This window comes from Nocardia wallacei (genome assembly GCF_029869545.1).
Classification (GTDB): domain Bacteria; phylum Actinomycetota; class Actinomycetes; order Mycobacteriales; family Mycobacteriaceae; genus Nocardia; species Nocardia wallacei_A.
Genome location: NZ_JARWQD010000160.1, coordinates 43,033 through 60,421 on the forward strand (window position 1 = coordinate 43,033; position 17,389 = coordinate 60,421).

Below are 17,389 nucleotides of genomic sequence, written 5' to 3' on the forward strand. Positions count from 1 at the left end.
GAGGTCAGAAATTCGGGCGATTCTGCACCCAGCGGAACGGCGTGCTGCGCTGGGGGAAGCTGTCCGGGTCGATCCGGTCGAGCGTCAGCGCGACAGGGTGGCCGTCCAGCTCCCCGGTCAGCACGGCCGTGTCCGGAGTCGGTTGCCGAAAGTCGAGTGCGCCCAAGGGATTCCGAGCGTCCTCGGAGGTCGCCACCGGCCTGGCCCGCGGTGTCCCCTCGATCAGCCGGATTCGACGGGCCGCCGCGTCCACGTCGACGGGAACACTCACCAGGGTGTCGTCCATCCGCTGCACGGTGATGGTATCCGGATAGTCGAACACCACTATCTTCCAGCGGGTTTCGTCGGTGGTCAGCGGCGGCACCGGCTGTCCGTCGCGGATGTACTGCGACACCGACCAGATGCCGTACAGCGCGGGCTTGGGGCGATCGGGCCCGCCGGTACGCCAGGCGTGCCAGCCGCCGGACACCAGCGCCACGACGATCCAGATGCCGATCGCGGCCTGAGTCAGCGCCGCGATGCGGCGAGATCTCCTGCCGCGGAACGGATATGGCGCCGCGGAGGGAGCGGCGGCGCGATCGAGCACCAGGACGTGCGTAAGCCGCCGCGCCTCGGGCGCCAGCAGCAGCAACGACATGAGCAGCAGATGGATGGACAGCATCTTCTCCGGCACGTCGAAGGTCATGTCCAGCACGACGACCTGTAGCGTGTCGATCAGCGCCAGCATCGCGCCCAGCAGCGCGGTCCGCGGCACGAGCAGCAGGATCCCCGCGGTGATCTCCGCCGCGCCGAGCAACATTTCGTACGGCCTGGACACACCCACCTGCGACCACAGCACGGCCATCGGCGTGAGGTCACCGTATCTGGTGAGCAGCGTGGTCAGCGACGGCTCGGGCATCTGCGTCGGAATCGCCTTGGCGAAGCCGAAACTCAGCATCTGACCGGCCAGCGCGATGCGGAGGGCGAGCAGATACCAGCCCGCCAGCGTGCGGTAGTGGGTCCGGCGCCGGTCCAGTACCGACCACACCGCCGCTCCGGCCACCGCGACGACGAGGATGCACAACAGCAGCACCCAGAAGATCGTCTGGTCGCCGACCCCGGTCGGATACAGCCGGACGGTGGTACCGAACAGCTCCCGGCCCACCCGATCCAGGACGGGCTGCAGCGCCCGGATGTGCCAGAACTGCGCGTCGTAGCCCAACCGGCGCCCGAGCGGGCCCGTCAGCACGAACACGATCGGCGGAATCAGTAGGCAGAACAGGCCGAAGTACAGCACGCAGAACCGGAACCCGATGCGGGTGAGTGGATTCCACTGTGCTCGTCGAGCCGACTCCGCCGCCTCGGTGACATCGGTCGCAGTCATCGTCACTGCCGCATCCTCGGATCGTGGGCGGGGTCGGGATACAGGGCAGGACAGCCGTACTCGACGGCGTCGGAGCGAAACTCGTAGTGCCAGGGCTCATTGCGATAGATCTGGCACAGTCCGTAATCGGCGCCGTGCGCGGACAGCCACGCCGCGGCACCGGAATCGAGGTCGACCGCGTCGCCGGATACGTGCGCTGACGTGTCCGCGGTGGCGACCCAACGAGCGGCCGCCTGCGTGGAGCCGTACTTCGAGATCGCCTCGCGCAGCAGCCGGTTCTGGTAATCCCGGGAACGCCAGCCACTGGTGACGTAGAACTCGACGCCCTCGTCGCCCGCATCGGCCGCCGCCGCGCGCAGCGCGTCGATCAGATCCGGTGCGAGATTGCCTACGCCGGGATACTCGTCGGCGAACACGGTGACGCCGTTCGGGAGGCCACCCTCGTCCGGGGCCGCCTGACCGCCGTCGTCACCGCGCAGGACGGCGCCGATCGAGCGACCCGGCAACGCCCCCGACTGGCAGACGAGGATTCCGGTGATCGCGGTAACGGCGACGAGCAGGCCGATCACGGCCAGCCCGGGGGTCACCGTTCGTGTTGCGGGTTTTCGACTCATGCGCTCAGTCAAGGCGGCGCGGCGTTGCCGGACCGTATGCGATTTTCGATACGCCGACGAAATGGGTGCGCCTCGTAGGATCGGACCCATGCGTGTGCTGGTCGTCGAGGACGAGCCCTACATGGCGGAGGCCATCCGCGACGGTCTGCGCCTGGAGGCGATCGCGGCCGATATCGCCGGTGACGGCGACACGGCCATGGAATTGCTGAGCATCAATGCCTACGACATCGCCGTCCTGGACCGAGACATCCCCGGGCCCTCGGGTGACGAGGTCGCCCGGCGCATCGTCGCGGCCGGTACCGGCACGCCGATCCTGATGCTGACCGCCGCCGACCGGCTCGACGACAAGGTCTCCGGATTCGAGCTCGGCGCCGACGACTATCTCACCAAGCCGTTCGCACTGCGGGAGCTCGTGCTCCGGCTCCGGGCGCTCGACCGTCGGCGCGGCCACCACAGGCCACCCGTGCGGGAGATCGCGGGACTGCGGGTGGATCCGTTCCGCCGCGAGGTCTATCGCGACGGCCGCTATGTGGCGCTCACCCGCAAGCAGTTCGCCGTGCTCGACATCCTCGTCGCCGCCGAAGGCGGTGTCATCAGCGCGGAGGAACTCCTGGAGCGGGCGTGGGACGAGAATGCCGACCCCTTCACCAACGCCGTGCGCATCACCGTCTCGGCCCTGCGCAAACGGCTCGGCGAACCGTGGCTCATCGCGACCGTGCCCGGCGTCGGCTACCGCATCGACACCGGAACGTGAGGGATCCGACCGCGGGCCGCGCGCCCGGTTTGAGCGTTCGCCTCAAACTCACCCTCAGCTACGCCGGATTCCTGATGCTGGCGGGCGTGCTGCTGCTCGCCGCCGTGTGGACGTTCCTGCTGCGCGGTGCCGTTCGCGCCTCCGCCCTGATTCCCGACCCCGCCAATCTCCCGCGCATCGTCGACCCCGCCAACTTCGGCCCGAGCGTATTCGGCACGGCGGCAGCCGCGCTCCTGGTCTTCCTGTTGGTGTTCGGTCTCGTGGGCGGCTGGATTCTGGCCGGGCGCATGCTCGCCCCGCTGACGCACATCACCGCGGCCACCCGCGCCGCCGAGCACGGATCGCTCTCTCATCGAATCCGGTTACCGGGGCCGCAGGACGAGTTCCGCGAACTCGCCGACAGCTTCGACGCGATGCTCGCCCGGCTGGAGGCGCACGTCATCGAGCAGCAGCGATTCGCGGCCAACGCCTCCCACGAGCTGCGCACGCCGCTGGCGATCACGCGGGCACTGCTCGACGTGGCCCGCAGCGATCCGGACAGCCGCACCCCCGAACTCATCGAACGCCTGCACGTGGTCAATACCCGAGCGATCGACCTCACCGAGGCATTGCTCCTGCTCAGCCGCGCCGACCGGCGATCGTTCACCCGCGAACGCGTCGATCTGTCCCTCATGGCCGAAGAAGCCGCCGAAACACTGCTCCCCCTCGCGGAGAAACGCGGCATCACCATCGAGACCGGCGGCGACATCGCCCCGGCCCTCGGCTCACCCGCGCTCCTGCTGCAGCTGACCACCAACCTCGTGCACAACGCGATCGTGCACAACCTGCCCGATCACGGCACCGTATGGGTCACGACCAGCGCGCGCCCCGGCATGGTCGTGCTCACCGTCGACAACACCGGCGAGGTGCTCTCGCCCCGGCTGGTCGCCACGCTCGCCGAGCCCTTCCGCCGCGGCACCGACCGCCGCCACTCCGACCACGCGGGCGCCGGCCTGGGCCTGGCCATCGTCCACAGCATCGCCCGAGCCCACAACGCCACCCTCACCCTCGCCGCCCGCCCCACCGGCGGCCTCCACGTCACCGTCCACCTCCCCACCGCCTGACTCCCCCTTCTCGCACCCCCGGTTCAGTCCTGCACGACGGTGTTCTGGCAGACGGTGAGGAGCCAGCGGGTGTCGACCTTGGTCATGACGTAGAGGGGGGAGCCCTCGGCGGTGATGTTGCCCGCGAGGTCGAAGTAGCGCTGGCGGATCTTGACGGCGGCCACGTCGGGGCGCAGGAAGCGCACCAGGACCACCTCGTAGGTCGCGGTGCCGTCGCGCATGGCGCCGGGCAGGACCCGGGCGGTGAATTCGGCGATGGCGTCGCGGCCGTCGAGGAGTTTCCCGTGGCCGGTGGTCCAGATGGCGTCGGGATGGAACAGCGACACGAACTCGTCGACGAGTTCGTTCTGCTGGGCGTGTTCGACGGTCGCGACGACGTCGCGGATCGCCTCGAGCTCGATGTCGGTCTGCGTGGTTGTCATGCGAACGATCCTGCAACCCGAACTGGACTCGAGGTCAACACCAAGATCGCTGCGACGGTTTCGGCGCATTGATCTATGAGCTATTTCACAAAACTGAGCGGCCGTCCAGGGAATTTCCCTCGAATCTGCGGAAAATATGGGCCCATGGTCGGAACGACCCCGCTGACATGGCACAATAGGCTCCATGACTGGGCTTGGAGTACGACTGGTGGCGCGACGCCACGTCGACTACAAGCGTGTCTGCAGCGACCGCTGTCTGCCGGATTGCCTCCGGTAGCGCGGCCCATCCCGACTCCGGCGCCCCTGTCTCGGCGCCCACATCCCGGCCGTTGCACACCGAAGGCGTGAGCCAGCCCCTCCCGCCTGCCGTCAAGGCCTGATCCACCCGCAGGAGCGACCCTATGACGTCGAGTACCGACGCCGGTCCCAGCCCAGAATCCGTGCGCGCCGCGCGGGAACAGAAAGCCGAATCCGTGCGCGCCGCGCGCGAGCAGGATGTCGCGCGCGAGCGCGAGCAAGCCGCGCGGGAACGCCGCGCGCGTCCGCGCCCGCAGGCCACCGGCCAGCGCACCGGTAAACCGGTCCGCCGCAAGTCGGAGGGTCAGTGGGCGCTCGGCTACCGGGAACCGCTGAACCCGAACGAGCAGAGCAAGAAGGACGACAACCCGCTCAACGTCCGCGCCCGCATCGAGAACATCTACGCCAAGGGCGGCTTCGATTCCATCGACAAGGCCGACCTGCGCGGCCGGTTCCGCTGGTGGGGCCTCTACACCCAGCGCGAGCAGGGCTACGACGGCACCTGGACCGGCGACGAGAACATCGACATCCTCGAGGCCCGCTACTTCATGATGCGGGTGCGCTGCGACGCCGGTGCGCTCAACCTCGCGCAGCTGCGCACCATCGCGGGCATCTCCACCGAGTTCGGCCGCGACACCGCCGACCTGTCCGACCGCGAGAACGTCCAGTACCACTGGATCGAGATCGAGAACGTCCCGGAGATCTGGCGACGCCTCGAGGAGGTCGGCCTGAAGACCACCGAGGCGTGCGGCGACTGCCCGCGTGTGGTGCTCGGCTCGCCGCTGGCCGGGGAGTCGCTGCACGAGGTCATCGACCCGACCCCGGCGATCGACGAGATCGTGAGCCGCTACATCGGCAAGAAGGAGTACTCCAACCTCCCGCGCAAGTTCAAGACCGCGATCTCCGGCCAGCAGGACGTGGCGCACGAGATCAACGACGTGGCGTTCATCGGCGTCGACCATCCCGAGCACGGGCCGGGGCTGGACCTGTGGGTCGGCGGCGGCCTGTCCACCAACCCGATGCTGGCCAAGCGCGTCGGCGTGTGGGTGCCGCTGGAGGAGGTGCCGGACGTGTGGGAGGCGGTCGTCGCGGTGTTCCGCGACTACGGCTACCGCCGGTTGCGCACCAAGGCCCGGCTGAAGTTCCTCATCAAGGACTGGGGTGTCGAGAAGTTCCGCGAGGTCCTCGAAACCGAGTACCTGAAGCGGAAACTCATCGACGGCCCCGCACCGGAGCAGGTGAAGCAGGTCATCGACCACGTCGGCGTGCAGCGGCTGCGCAACGGGCTCAACGCCGTCGGCTTCTCCCCCATCGCGGGCCGCGTCTCGGGAACCATCCTCACCAAGGTCGCCGATGCGGCCGAGCGGGCGGGCTCGGACCGGGTCCGGTTCACCCCGTACCAGAAGCTGGTCGTGCTCGACGTGCCCGACGACAAGGTCGAGCAGCTGCAGGCCGAGCTGGAACCGCTGGGGCTGCACTCGAAGCCGTCGATCTGGCGGCGAAACCTGGTGGCCTGCAGCGGAATCGAGTTCTGCAAGCTGTCGTTCGTGGAGACCCGCAAGCGCTCCCAGGCGCTGGCGCCCGAACTCGAGCAGCGGCTCGCCGATATCAACGCGCAGCTGGACGTTCCGGTCACCATCAACATCAACGGCTGCCCGAACTCCTGCGCCCGGGCCCAGATCGCCGATATCGGCTTCAAGGGCCAGCTGGTCGACGACGGCGACGGGAATCATGTGGAGGGCTATCAGGTTCACCTGGGAGGCAGCCTCGGGTTCGACAGCGCCTTCGGGCGCAAGCTGCGCCAGCACAAGGTGACCAGCGACGAGCTCGGCGACTACATCGAGCGTGTGGTGCGCAATTTCGTGAAGAACCGCGACGAGGGCGAGCGGTTCGCGCAGTGGGCTGTCCGCGCCGACGACGCCGACCTTCGGTAACGGGAGATTTCAGCTATGGCAACCACTTTGGAGAAGCTGTCCGAGGACGAACTGCGCAGGATCGCCGAAGACGGTGCGGCACGACTGGGTCCGGACGCCACCGCGCAGGAGCTGCTGCGGTGGACCGAGGACACCTTCGGCTCCGGGTACATCGTCGCCTCCAACATGCAGGACGCGGTGCTGGTCCACCTGGCCGCGCAGGTGCACGCGGGCGTGGACGTGCTGTTCCTCGACACCGGCTACCACTTCGCCGAGACCATCGGCACGCGTGACGCCGTGGAGACGGTGTACGGCGTGAACATCGTCAACGTGCAGCCGGAACACACTGTGGCAGAGCAGGATCGGCTGCTCGGCAAGGACCTGTTCGCGCGCGACGCCGGTGAGTGCTGCCGCCTGCGCAAGGTGGTGCCGCTGAAGAAGTCGCTGGCCGGTTACAACGCCTGGGTCACCGGTATCCGCCGCGTGGAGGCCCCGACCCGCGCCAACGCGCCCCTGATCTCCTTCGACGAGGCCTTCGGCCTGGTGAAGATCAATCCGATCGCCGCCTGGTCCGACGACGAGATGACCGGCTACATCGAAGAACACGGAATTCTCGTCAATCCCCTTGTGGAGGAGGGGTATCCGTCCATCGGTTGCGCTCCGTGCACGCGGAAGCCGGAACCGGGATCCGATCCGCGAAGCGGCCGCTGGGCCGGCCTCGCCAAGACCGAATGCGGGTTACACGCCTCATGACAACAGCCACTGACACGCGATTCGACACCCTGGCCGCCCTGGAGTCGGAATCCATCCACATCTTCCGTGAGGTCGCGGGCGAGTTCGAGCGGCCGGTGATCCTGTTCTCCGGCGGCAAGGATTCCACGGTGCTGCTGCACCTGGCGCTCAAGGCGTTCTGGCCCGCGCCGCTGCCGTTCGCGCTGCTGCACGTGGACACCGGCCACAACCTGCCGGAGGTGCTCGAGTTCCGTGACCGCGTGGTCGACAAGTACGGGCTGCGCCTGCATGTCGCGTCGGTCGAGGACTACCTCGCCGACGGGCGGCTGACCGAGCGGCCCGACGGCATCCGCAACCCGCTGCAGACGGTGCCGCTGCTGGACGCCATCGCCGAGCACCGGTTCGACGCGGTCTTCGGCGGCGGCCGCCGCGACGAGGAGCGCTCGCGCGCCAAGGAGCGCATCTTCTCGCTGCGCGACGCGTTCGGCCGCTGGGATCCCAAGCGGCAGCGCCCGGAGCTGTGGAACCTGTACAACGGCCGGCACGCGCCGGGCGAGCACGTGCGCGTGTTCCCGCTGAGCAACTGGACCGAGCTCGACATCTGGCGCTACATCGCCCGGGAGGACGTCGAGCTCGCCACCATCTACTACTCGCACGAGCGCCCGGTCTACCAGCGCGACGGCATGTGGATGACGCCCGGCTCCTGGGGCGGTCCGCGCGACGACGAGGAGCTGGTGGTGAAGTCGGTGCGCTACCGCACCGTCGGCGACGGATCCTCCACGGGCGCAATCCTTTCGACCGCCGCGACCAATGACGACATTCTCGCCGAGGTCGCGGCGTCGCGGCTGACCGAGCGCGGCGCGACGCGCGGCGACGACCGGGTGTCGGAGGCAGCGATGGAAGACCGGAAGAGAGAAGGTTATTTCTGATGTCCGACCTGTTACGACTGGCCACCGCCGGCAGCGTCGACGACGGCAAGTCCACCCTGGTCGGACGGCTGCTCTACGACACGAAATCCGTGCTGGCCGACCAGATCGACGCCGTGACCCGCGCGTCGGTCGACAAGGGCCTGGCCACGCCGGACCTGTCGCTGCTCGTCGACGGCCTGCGCGCCGAGCGCGAGCAGGGCATCACGATCGATGTGGCCTACCGCTACTTCGCCACGCCCACACGGACTTTCGTGCTCGCCGACACCCCGGGACACGTGCAGTACACCCGCAATACGGTATCCGGCGCGTCGACCGCGCAGCTGGTGATCCTGCTCGTCGATGCCCGCAAGGGCGTGATCGAGCAGACCCGCCGCCATGCCGCCGTGATGGCGCTGCTGGGCGTGCCGAAGCTGGTGCTCGCCGTCAACAAGATCGACCTGGTCGACGACGCGGCCGGGGTCTTCGACCGAATCGCGACCGAATTCACCGAGCTGACAACGAAACTCGGTTGGGCGCCGGAGGACGTGGTGGAGATCCCGGTATCGGCGCTGCACGGCGACAACATCGCCTCCCGCTCCGAGCAGACGCCGTTCTACGACGGGCCCTCGCTCATCGAGCATCTGGAGTCGGTGCCGGTCGATGCCGACAGCTCCGGCCGCCACCGGGTCGGGCTGCGGTTTCCGGTGCAGTACGTCATCCGCCCGCGCACCGCCGACCATCCGGACTACCGCGGCTACGCGGGACAGGTCGCGGCGGGCGTGGTCGCCAAGGGCGACGAGGTCGTGGTGCTGCCCTCGGGCATTCGCACCACGGTCGAGCGCATCGACACCGCCGACGGCGAGCTGGCCGCCGCCCAGCCGGGGCGCAGCGTCACCCTGGTGCTCGCCGACGACGTCGACATCTCCCGCGGCGACACCATCGCGGCGGCCGCCGATGCGCCCGAGCCGATCGACGCCTTCGACGCGACCGTCTGCTGGCTCGGCGACAAGCCGCTGCGGCCGGGCGCGCGGCTGCTGCTCAAGCACGGCACCCGCACCACCCAGGCCATCGTCGGCGCGCTGCTGGAGCGGTTCGACGAGCAGCAGCTGGCCGCCGATCCGGATCCGGAATCGCTGTCGCTCAACGACATCGGCCGCATCTCGCTGCGCGTCGCCGACCCGATCGTCGCCGACGACTACCGCACCAACCGCCACACCGGCAGTTTCCTGCTCATCGATCCGGCGGGCGGCAACACGCTGGCCGCGGGCCTGGTGGGTGACGTGCTGACGGCCGTCGAGGTCGGTGCCGAGGTCGGGGTCTGAGATGAGTTCGGGCCCACGCCGCCGAGGAATGGGGCGGAACGGGGCGGTTCTCCCCACGTCCCGTCCCGCACTGATCGCGGTCGCGCACGGCAGCCGCGATCCCCGTTCCGCCGCAACCATGTCCGCGGTGGTCGCCGACCTGTCCGTCCGCCGCCCGGACCTCGATATCCGGCTGGCGTTCCTGGATCTGAACACTCCCTCGGTGGAGCAGGTCGTGGATGCCGTTGCCGCGCAGGGACATACGGAGGCGGTGGTGGTTCCACTACTGCTGGGCAATGCCTTTCACGCCCGCGTGGACCTCCCCGGCATGCTGGCCGCCGCACGCATCCGCCACCCTCGGCTGCACCTGACGCAGGCCGAGGTTCTCGGCGACGACCCGCGCCTGATCACGGCGCTGCGTGACCGAATCCTGTCGACCGGCGCCGACCCGCGAAACGAACGGACCGGGATCGCGGTCGCCGCCGTCGGCTCGTCCTCAGCCGCCGCGAACCGCCACACGCTGCGTATCGGCGGCCTGGTGGCCGAGGGCACCGCCTGGCGCACCTCGGTCTGCTTCGCCACCACGGAACCGTCGCTACCGCAGGCCGTTTCACTCCTGTACGAGCAGGGATGCGATCGAGTGCTGGTCGCTCCCTGGTTCCTGGCCCCGGGCCTGCTCACCGACCGCCTGCACCGGGCGGGCCCGAACCTCCTGCACGCGAAGACGATCGGAGCGCACACCGCGCTCACCGATGTCGTGCTGGACCGCTACGTGACGGCCGCGACACCGGCGCTGGCCGAATCGGCGTGAGATTCGCTCCGTAGCATGTAGTCCCGCTATGCCCGCGTGGTACGCACCCGGGTGATCGTCGGCGGGATATTGCGCAGCACCGGAACTCGATCGAAGATCGGCATCGTGACCGCCAGCGGACCCCGCGACGGCCCGTAGTTGCGCACGTGGACCTCGCGGATGCGCGGGCTCCAGCCGCGCAGCAGGGCGGCGATGTCGTCGCGGCGCACGCCCCAGGGCATCGGCGGGGCCGTGTAGTGCTCGGTCTTCGAGTAGCCGGACATCGTCTTGCGGGCGAACCAGGGCGGGATGGTGTCGAACATCAGCTGCAGGCCCGGCAGCCGATCCACCATGGCGGTCACCAGATTTCGCACCTGCTCCTCGTCGAAGTACATGAACAGGCCCTGCGCGGTCACGAACACCTCGCCGGATCCGACCTCGTCCAGCCAGGCGGGATCCAATGCGCTGCAGGCGATATGGCGGCAGCGTTCGGAGGCGGGGAGGAACCGCTCCCGCACCGCGACGGCATCGGGAACATCGACGCACAGCCAGCGCACCCGGCCGTTGTCGCAGCGCTGGAACTGCGTCTCCAGCCCGGCGCCGAGCTCCACGACCGTGCCGTCCGGATGCTCGGCGAGCCACGGCCGCAGGGCATCGTCGAAGATCCGGGAGCGTTCGGCATGGGTGCCGTCCGGCGTGCCGAAGTTCCGGTCGTAATCGAAATCGATCGACTCGTAGATCCGCACACAGTCCGGATCGTGCAGCTTCCCGTCGCGGCGACCCGCCTCCGACGCGCGATTGTGCAACGTCCACAGCATTGTCACCGGGACACCGACCAGATCCACCTCACGGCTCGACATTAGGCAATCCTAACTCGACCCCGGCTTAATGGCAACGGTTTTCATGAGTGCGGCTATTTCGTGTGGTGTACCTCGGCGGTCTGCGCGACCGCGGCCGACGGCACCTCGATCACCGGAACCGGCTTGTTGCTCGGGTTGCCGCTGTCGGCACCCCGGAAGCTGAAGCTCAATTGCCCTGAGGCCCCGGGGACCTCGTCCAGGCTGTTCAGATTCAGCATCTGGTTGAGGACATCCTCGTGCGTCGGCAGCTCCTGCCCGACATGGGCGCGGGCCGACAGCCGTGCCGCCTTCGCCGCGATGAGCAGGGCATCGTGGGTCGAGATGGCGCCACCGTCGTCGAGATGCGCCGGATCGAATCCGAGCTCGCCGAACTTGTCGAAGAACTCGCGGAAGAACGGCGGCGTCCCCGGCGCATTCCGCAACCAGCCCGCCGGATCGGTCTCCGTGGCATACGCGATGCGAATGTTCTTGTCCCGCAGCTTCGCCTCGTGCGATCGCAGGTGCAGCGCACCGAAATCCGCGCTCGCCCCGAACACCGTGACCGGAGTGTCCGGGCACACCCGCGCATACATCGACTCGAGGAAGTTGCCGAAGTCCACCACGCGACCGGCGTACAGCACCACCTCGGGTTTCACCGCGCAGATGTTCTGCACGATATTGGTGAACAGGCTCGGGCTCGCCGCCGTCGGACCGGAGATACCCACGTAACTCTGCGCGGGGAACCTGATGACATCGGCGAAACGAGCGCTGAAATCGTCGCGCAGCGACCGGGTGAACAGGTCCGCCCCGGAGGTCGTGCCCGGGTCGTCGTTGATATCGGAGTTCGCGTCGTACACCAGGATCGCGGTATCCAGCTCGGGGCGGCCGCGCAGGTAATCGTGCAGTGCCGCGGCGTATTCCGAGTTCGGCGGCGCCGAGCGGATGAATCCGCGAATCTGGCCGTAGTTGAGCTGGTCCGCGGTGGCGATCGAACTGACCGTCGGAATATTGTGCGCCGCAAGATGTTTGGCGGCCAGCTCGGTCTGAATGGTGGACAGGCGCAGCCCGGCCACGGCCACCAGGGGCTCCGGATCGTCGACCATGCCCTCCAGCTGCTCGACCACCGGCTGCCACTGCTGCCCGTGACTGCCCCAGTTGGCCAGGACCAGCCTGACGAGCGGCCGCTGGTCGCCGATCGCCGCCGTCTTGTTGATCCGAATCTGCGCCGCGTAGGCGCCCTCGAGCTCGTTGCGGATCATCTCGGGCGTATTCGCCGACGTCTTGTCGACCGTCAACGGGTCCAGCAGCGCGATGGTCACGGTGCGGCCGGAACCACCGACCGCGGCATTCTCCGCGGCGATCTTGCGCTGCACGTCCGCGTACGATTCGTGGAAAACGTAACTGCCGTCGGTGACTCCGACGCACTCCGCGCCGATATTGCGCACCCCGGAATCCGAGCGCCCGCAGGCATCGTCCGGCTGCAGCCACCAGTAGACGGACCCGGCCACGACGATCGCGACGACCGCCACCAGCGCCACCGCGATCTTGTTCCGGCGCAACCGAATACGGAGACGGCGCCATCGGCCCGGCGGCAGCGGCGGGATGATCTCATTTCGGGTGTCGTCGCTCACGAGCCCCTCAACTCCACAGCTCGGCCTTTCTACGGTGGTCGTCGGCCTCTTCCAGCAGCGGCACCGGATCACCCGTGGCGAGACCGGCGACGACGTCGTAATCGGCCGCGATCTGCCAGTGCAGGGACCGGCGGCGATTCGACACGAACGGATCGGCGGCGATCCATCGGGCGACGACCAAACGGGGTATCGGCTGTGGCGGGCCCTCGACGGCGGCGTGGAGCTGATCCATCACCGACATCTCCGGATCGCGGTGGCGGCGCGGCATCGAGGTCACCGAGCGCAGCAGCCGCACCCAGTCGCGGGTGGTGCCCTCGTCGAGCCGCCGGAGCAGGCCCGTCACGGTGGCGGCGAAATCCTCTGCGGCCATGGCGTAATGCAGCACGCTCTCCTCGTCGCCGTCCCTGCGACTGCGATCGCGGAGCCAGCCGAAGACCTTGCCCCAGCTCGCCGGTGCGCTGTCGGATCTCGCCGCCAGCTGCCGCAGCAGCAGCCTTCGCAGGATGATCTGCCCGGCACCCCCGGAGACCGGCCACACCACCGGTTTGATCTCCCGATAGCTGTGAATGCCGCCCCGCAGCAGCCCGCTGTGCGCGGCGAGCAGTCCGGCGTGGTCGAAGGTCCGTGCCGCGGCGCAGGTGACCATGTCGAAGTAGGCGTCCTCGGAGAATTCGCCGATCAGCTTGTGGCACAGGCGATCTTCCAGGCGGCGGCCGCCCGAGCGGCCGGGGCCGCGGCGCTCCAGCAGCACGCCCAGCGCGTCCCCGTTCGCCAGCGGGCGGTCGCGCAACGCCGCCACGAGTTCGGCGGCCGATGCCGGATGGCCGTCGGTCAGGCCGTACACCATGGCCGTGAGCTGATGGTTGCCGATCAGGTCCGCGGCGCCGTCGGTGTGCGGCGGCAGCGCCGACACCATCGCGCCGACCTCGTCTTCCTTCAGGTCTCGCAGGGTGAACCGGCACCACAGATTCGGCTCGCCCTGCATGTCGAAGGTCAGGTCCTGGTCGGTCTCCTTCCCGGTGAAGGCGACCAGGCCCCGGCTCACCGCGTCGAGCGGTCCCTGCTGGGTGAGGGGCGCGAGCAGCTCACCGCGGCTCGTCGCCACCACCGTCATCGGGTCGGCCGACTCCTTTCCCAGGACCCAGCGACCCTTGCGGGCGTCCACCAGGGCGTTGACGACCCGCTGCCCCAGCGCCGTATCGGCGTTGTCGAACAGGACGACGCAGTTGAGCGTCATCTCCGCGGCGTTCCTGGACCGCTGGAAGTTCTCCCGCAGATCGGCGAGGAACGCCGCCACGAGCAGCTCCTCGGCCTGGTCGTGCTGTCCCTCCCGCGCCCAGCTCCCGAGATCGACGAGCACGTCGAGGGGATCGCGGTGCCGGGTGCCCTCGCGGCGGCCGTACCAGTCCGGAGACCACGACCGGCCGCGGCGGACGAACCGCAGCGCGGGTTCGATGCCCACCAGGGCGACGATGCGGGCGGCGACGGTGATCGGCTCGTCCTCCAGCAGCGAGGCGAGCTCCCCGGACGCCTCCCGCAGCGACTCCCGCATGGACCCGGCGTCGATCTGCCTGCCCAGCAGCTGCTCGATCGCCGTCCGGGCGGCGGGGCGGTCCTGCGGCAGGTCGGCCCGCATCACCTGGCGGCCGATGCTCAGCAGGGGGAACTGCAGCGAGCCGTAGCTCTCGCAGACGCTGCCGAGCTGAAAGGCGATCGCCGACAACACCTCCGGCACCGTCGCGACGCGATACCGCTCGAAATCCACGCGGGCACAGGGCACGTGCCCGTCGAGCTTGCGCGCCAGCTCATCGAGCAGCGCCGATTTTCCGTAGCCTCGGGCACCCTCGACGACCAGGACCGGGTGGCTGAGACTCCGTGTGACCCGGCCGTCGGATTCGCGCCGCATGAGGCGGCGGACGAGCTCGGTTGCCTGCCCGTGCCCGAATGTCTGCCCACCCTCATCCACGCACCAGTTGTAGTCGATCGCGTCGCACCTGGCTAGCGGAATGAGATTGTGGCACTGCCGTACACAAGTGGTTCAGTTGCGGAACCACCGCTCCAGCACCACCGCCACACCGTCCTCGGTGACATCGGCCGTGACCTCGTCGACCAGCTCCAGCACCGGATCCACGGCGTTGCCCATGGCGACCGAATGCCCTGCCCAGGTGAGCATTTCGCGGTCGTTGTAGCCGTCGCCGATGGCGAGGGTGGCCTCGTGCGGGATATCGAGTTGCCGCCGAAGACGTTCCAGCGCCCAGCCTTTGGAGACGCCCTGCTTGGAGGCCACCAGCCAGGGCTCGTGCTCGCCGTGCACCCAGCCCGCGCCGGGCAGGCTGCGTTCGGCCATGACCTCGACCATATCCGCGAGGGTGCCGCCGGGCCACCAGCCGTTGAGCCGGGTGGTGGGCTCCAGGCCCAGATCGCGATCCTCGACGAAGCGGAACTCGCCGAGCCGGAAGCTGCCGGGATAGTAGCCGGTGGTCCACGTGCCGATGCCGACCTTCTCCACCGACAGCACCATGTCCGGGAACACCTCGCGCAGCACCGCCACCGCGGGTTCCGGGTCGAAGGTGTGCAGGGCCAGCGGTTCCCAGTTCGAAATGTCCACCTGCACAGCGCCGTTCGAGCACAGCGCCTGCCCGTGTTCGAGTCCTAGCTCCTCGGCGACCAGCCGGGTGGCCAGCAGAGTGCGTCCGGTGGTGATCACCACGTGCGCCCCGGCCGCGGCCGCCGCCCGCACCACCTCGCGCACCCGCGGGCTGATCGGTTCACCGGTGCTCAGGAGCGTGCCGTCCACATCGAGCGCTATCAACTGCGGCTTCTCTGCTGTGTCCACGCGCCCATTGTCACCGATCGTGCAAATGCATTCGCGGGCCGCTCACCACCGCCGCGATCCGGAATACATGACACATCAACTCAATGTCCGGATTCCGCCAGCTTACGGTTCCGCCCGTTGGTTGACTGAGTCTCGTCAAGCGAAAACCGAAGAACCGCAAGGAATAAGGAGTCAGTGATGAACGCTCGGTTCGAGTCCAAGGTTGTGCTGATCACCGGCGCCAACTCGGGGATCGGCGCCGCGGTGGCACGCCGCGTGGCCGCCGAGGGGGCCGCGGTGGTGCTGGGCGCGCGCGGCAAGGAGGCGGGCGATCGCGTGACCGAGGAGATCCGGGCCGCCGGCGGCCGCGCGGTGTTCGTGCCGACCGACGTCACCGTGGCGGCCGAGGTGGCCCGGCTGACGCAGACGGCGCTCGACGAGTTCGGGCGGCTGGATGCCGCGTTCAACAATGCGGGCGCCATCGGCGCGTTCGGTCCGATCCAGGACATCGACGAGGCGGCCTGGCGCGCCGAGCTGGAGCTGAACCTCACCGGCGTGTTCCACGGCCTGCACTACCAGGTTCCGGCGATCCTCGGCTCCGGCGGCGGCGCGATCCTGAACAACGCGTCCAATCTCGGCGTCGTGGGCATGGGTTCGGTGGCGCCGTACGTGGCGGCCAAGCACGGCGTCATCGGGCTGACTCGCGCGGTGGCGCTCGAGACCGCCCAGCAGGGCCTGCGGGTCAATGCGCTGGTGTCGGGCGCGGTCGACACCCCGGCCTACCGCGCCTCCATGGGCGCGACCCCCGAGGGCGAGGCGCAGGTGGCCGCCCTGCACCCCATGGGGCGCATCTCCCAGCCCGACGAGGTCGCCTCCCTGTGCGCCTACCTGCTCAGCGACGAGGCCACCTTCATCACCGGCGCGGCCATGACGATCGACGGCGGCTTCACGGCCCAGTAATAGCCCGAACCCCAACGGCCGCAAACCATTCGGTGCGCGGCCGTTGCCCGTGGACGACCGACGCAAGGCGAGCAATTCGGTGACCGAACGCGAGATATCGGTGCCGCCACCCCGTGCCATCGGCCCTCGGCGCCCGACAGGCGCGGCCGGTCGACTGACCACATCGAGCAAAATCGGAGCGCCCCGGCCGAACCGGTTGCCGCAGCATACGTCCCGATACCTGGCTATACCGACGAATGCCGAGCGCGATGCCCTCATCGCACCGCCCCCGGCCCGTCGCCTCCGCAAGTACAGCGGCACCGGCGCGCACCCGCTCGTCCCGAACCGCCACGGCCCTCTCATCTCGGAATGTGCAACGGCCCTGACCGATCAACGACGAGACCGCTCACCCGAACCGCCCACGACCCCATCGACTCGGGAAATACAGCGGCATCGGCGGCAACACCGGCGTGCATCCGCTCGTCGCGGACCGCCACGGCACTGTCGTCTCGGGATGTGTAGCGGCTCTGGCTGGTCAGCGGCGAGGCCCGCTGTCGCCCAGGCCGTGACAGCCGAGCCACGGCGTCGGCGGTCAGCGGCGCGAGCCTCCCCCGCCACCACCTCCCGAGCCACCACCGCCCGAGCCACCACCGCCCGAACCACCGGACTTGGATCCGCCGGATTTGGACCCGCCCGACGCCGAATCCTTGTTTCCGGATCCACCGAACCCGCCGCCGGTATTCGCGCCACCGCCCGAAACCGAACCACCCGCCACCCCACCGGAATGCCCTCCACCACCGGACATCCCACCCGAACCCCCACCACCAGACACTCCACCCGAACCCCCACCACCACCCGACACTCCCCCCGAACCCCCACCCCCACCGGCCAAACCCCCCCAAACCCCACCCCCACCACACAACCCGCCCCATAAACCCCCCCCACCCGGCCAACCCCCCCAGTAGCGG

General features: G+C 68.9%; 15 protein-coding genes. 8 read left to right on the top strand and 7 right to left on the bottom strand.

What is annotated here, in order from left to right; all coding sequences use genetic code 11:
* Window positions 1–4: 4 nt before the first annotated feature.
* Together QH290_RS13095 and QH290_RS13100 are read right to left on the bottom strand one after the other, a co-directional pair.
* A complete protein-coding gene (locus tag QH290_RS13095) occupies window positions 5–1,363 on the bottom strand; it encodes a DoxX family protein (protein ID WP_425303595.1) in 1,359 nt (452 codons plus the stop codon).
* A 2-nt stretch (window positions 1,364–1,365) separates the two neighbouring features.
* Window positions 1,366–1,977 (bottom strand): M15 family metallopeptidase, encoded by a 612-nt coding sequence (locus QH290_RS13100; RefSeq protein WP_280382989.1) that lies wholly within the window; start codon window positions 1,975–1,977, stop codon window positions 1,366–1,368.
* An 88-nt stretch (window positions 1,978–2,065) separates the two neighbouring features.
* Between QH290_RS13100 and QH290_RS13105 the strand changes: the two genes are divergently transcribed.
* Both QH290_RS13105 and QH290_RS13110 read left to right on the top strand, forming a co-directional pair.
* The gene (locus QH290_RS13105; RefSeq protein WP_280382990.1) at window positions 2,066–2,731 is read left to right on the top strand and encodes a response regulator transcription factor; all 666 of its coding nucleotides are present in this window, start codon (window positions 2,066–2,068) and stop codon (window positions 2,729–2,731) included.
* A 29-nt stretch (window positions 2,732–2,760) separates the two neighbouring features.
* Complete coding sequence (locus tag QH290_RS13110; RefSeq protein ID WP_425303596.1) at window positions 2,761–3,834, top strand: sensor histidine kinase; 1,074 nt, start codon at window positions 2,761–2,763, stop codon at window positions 3,832–3,834.
* A gap of 23 nt (window positions 3,835–3,857) precedes the next feature.
* Here QH290_RS13110 and QH290_RS13115 read toward each other — a convergent pair whose 3' ends face one another.
* Window positions 3,858–4,256 carry an SgcJ/EcaC family oxidoreductase gene (locus QH290_RS13115; protein ID WP_280261980.1) on the bottom strand — a complete coding sequence of 133 codons (399 nt, stop codon included), beginning with the start codon at window positions 4,254–4,256 and terminating at the stop codon, window positions 3,858–3,860.
* A 401-nt stretch (window positions 4,257–4,657) separates the two neighbouring features.
* Here QH290_RS13115 and QH290_RS13120 point away from each other — a divergent pair, with 401 nt between their 5' ends.
* From QH290_RS13120 to QH290_RS13140, 5 genes are read left to right on the top strand one after another with little or no spacing between them, the layout of a single operon-like run.
* Window positions 4,658–6,487, top strand: a complete 1,830-nt coding sequence (locus QH290_RS13120) for a nitrite/sulfite reductase (RefSeq protein WP_280382992.1) — start codon at window positions 4,658–4,660, stop codon at window positions 6,485–6,487.
* A 15-nt stretch (window positions 6,488–6,502) separates the two neighbouring features.
* On the top strand, window positions 6,503–7,219 hold the full coding sequence (locus QH290_RS13125; protein ID WP_280261977.1) for a phosphoadenylyl-sulfate reductase: 717 nt from the start codon (window positions 6,503–6,505) through the stop codon (window positions 7,217–7,219).
* Window positions 7,198–8,127: a sulfate adenylyltransferase subunit CysD gene (gene cysD / locus QH290_RS13130; protein WP_425303593.1), complete on the top strand. Its 930-nt coding sequence runs from the start codon at window positions 7,198–7,200 to the stop codon at window positions 8,125–8,127. The genes QH290_RS13125 and cysD overlap by 22 nt, the downstream gene beginning before the upstream one ends.
* Window positions 8,127–9,428, top strand: a complete 1,302-nt coding sequence (locus tag QH290_RS13135; protein WP_280261973.1) for a sulfate adenylyltransferase subunit 1 — start codon at window positions 8,127–8,129, stop codon at window positions 9,426–9,428. The genes cysD and QH290_RS13135 overlap by 1 nt, the downstream gene beginning before the upstream one ends.
* A 28-nt stretch (window positions 9,429–9,456) precedes the next feature.
* Complete coding sequence (locus tag QH290_RS13140) at window positions 9,457–10,218, top strand: sirohydrochlorin chelatase (protein WP_280382994.1); 762 nt, start codon at window positions 9,457–9,459, stop codon at window positions 10,216–10,218.
* A 26-nt stretch (window positions 10,219–10,244) separates the two neighbouring features.
* Here QH290_RS13140 and QH290_RS13145 read toward each other — a convergent pair whose 3' ends face one another.
* The 4 genes from QH290_RS13145 to QH290_RS13160 all read right to left on the bottom strand — a co-directional run bounded on the left by QH290_RS13145 (window position 10,245) and on the right by QH290_RS13160 (window position 15,503).
* On the bottom strand, window positions 10,245–11,057 hold the full coding sequence (locus tag QH290_RS13145) for a class I SAM-dependent methyltransferase (protein WP_280382995.1): 813 nt from the start codon (window positions 11,055–11,057) through the stop codon (window positions 10,245–10,247).
* 53 nt (window positions 11,058–11,110) lie between these two features.
* Window positions 11,111–12,667: an ABC transporter substrate-binding protein gene (locus tag QH290_RS13150; protein WP_280382996.1), complete on the bottom strand. Its 1,557-nt coding sequence runs from the start codon at window positions 12,665–12,667 to the stop codon at window positions 11,111–11,113.
* 7 nt (window positions 12,668–12,674) lie between these two features.
* The gene (locus QH290_RS13155) at window positions 12,675–14,633 is read right to left on the bottom strand and encodes a hypothetical protein (protein ID WP_280382998.1); all 1,959 of its coding nucleotides are present in this window, start codon (window positions 14,631–14,633) and stop codon (window positions 12,675–12,677) included.
* Window positions 14,634–14,705: 72 nt separating this feature from the next.
* A complete protein-coding gene (locus QH290_RS13160) occupies window positions 14,706–15,503 on the bottom strand; it encodes an HAD family hydrolase (RefSeq protein WP_280261962.1) in 798 nt (265 codons plus the stop codon).
* Window positions 15,504–15,680: 177 nt separating this feature from the next.
* On the opposite strand from QH290_RS13160, the gene QH290_RS13165 reads away from it, so the two are divergent.
* Window positions 15,681–16,442 carry an SDR family NAD(P)-dependent oxidoreductase gene (locus tag QH290_RS13165; RefSeq protein WP_280383000.1) on the top strand — a complete coding sequence of 254 codons (762 nt, stop codon included), beginning with the start codon at window positions 15,681–15,683 and terminating at the stop codon, window positions 16,440–16,442.
* Window positions 16,443–17,389 lie beyond the last annotated feature (947 nt).

Coding starts and splice junctions, on each gene's coding strand:
- QH290_RS13140 (WP_280382994.1), top strand. CDS start 9,457: ATGGGGCGGAACGGGGCGGTTCTCCCCACGTCCCGTCCCGCACTGATC.
- QH290_RS13115 (WP_280261980.1), bottom strand. CDS start 4,256: ATGACAACCACGCAGACCGACATCGAGCTCGAGGCGATCCGCGACGTC.
- QH290_RS13095 (WP_425303595.1), bottom strand. CDS start 1,363: ATGACTGCGACCGATGTCACCGAGGCGGCGGAGTCGGCTCGACGAGCA.
- QH290_RS13165 (WP_280383000.1), top strand. CDS start 15,681: ATGAACGCTCGGTTCGAGTCCAAGGTTGTGCTGATCACCGGCGCCAAC.
- QH290_RS13145 (WP_280382995.1), bottom strand. CDS start 11,057: ATGTCGAGCCGTGAGGTGGATCTGGTCGGTGTCCCGGTGACAATGCTG.
- QH290_RS13135 (WP_280261973.1), top strand. CDS start 8,127: ATGTCCGACCTGTTACGACTGGCCACCGCCGGCAGCGTCGACGACGGC.
- QH290_RS13125 (WP_280261977.1), top strand. CDS start 6,503: ATGGCAACCACTTTGGAGAAGCTGTCCGAGGACGAACTGCGCAGGATC.
- QH290_RS13120 (WP_280382992.1), top strand. CDS start 4,658: ATGACGTCGAGTACCGACGCCGGTCCCAGCCCAGAATCCGTGCGCGCC.
- cysD (WP_425303593.1), top strand. CDS start 7,198: ATGCGGGTTACACGCCTCATGACAACAGCCACTGACACGCGATTCGAC.
- QH290_RS13100 (WP_280382989.1), bottom strand. CDS start 1,977: ATGAGTCGAAAACCCGCAACACGAACGGTGACCCCCGGGCTGGCCGTG.
- QH290_RS13105 (WP_280382990.1), top strand. CDS start 2,066: ATGCGTGTGCTGGTCGTCGAGGACGAGCCCTACATGGCGGAGGCCATC.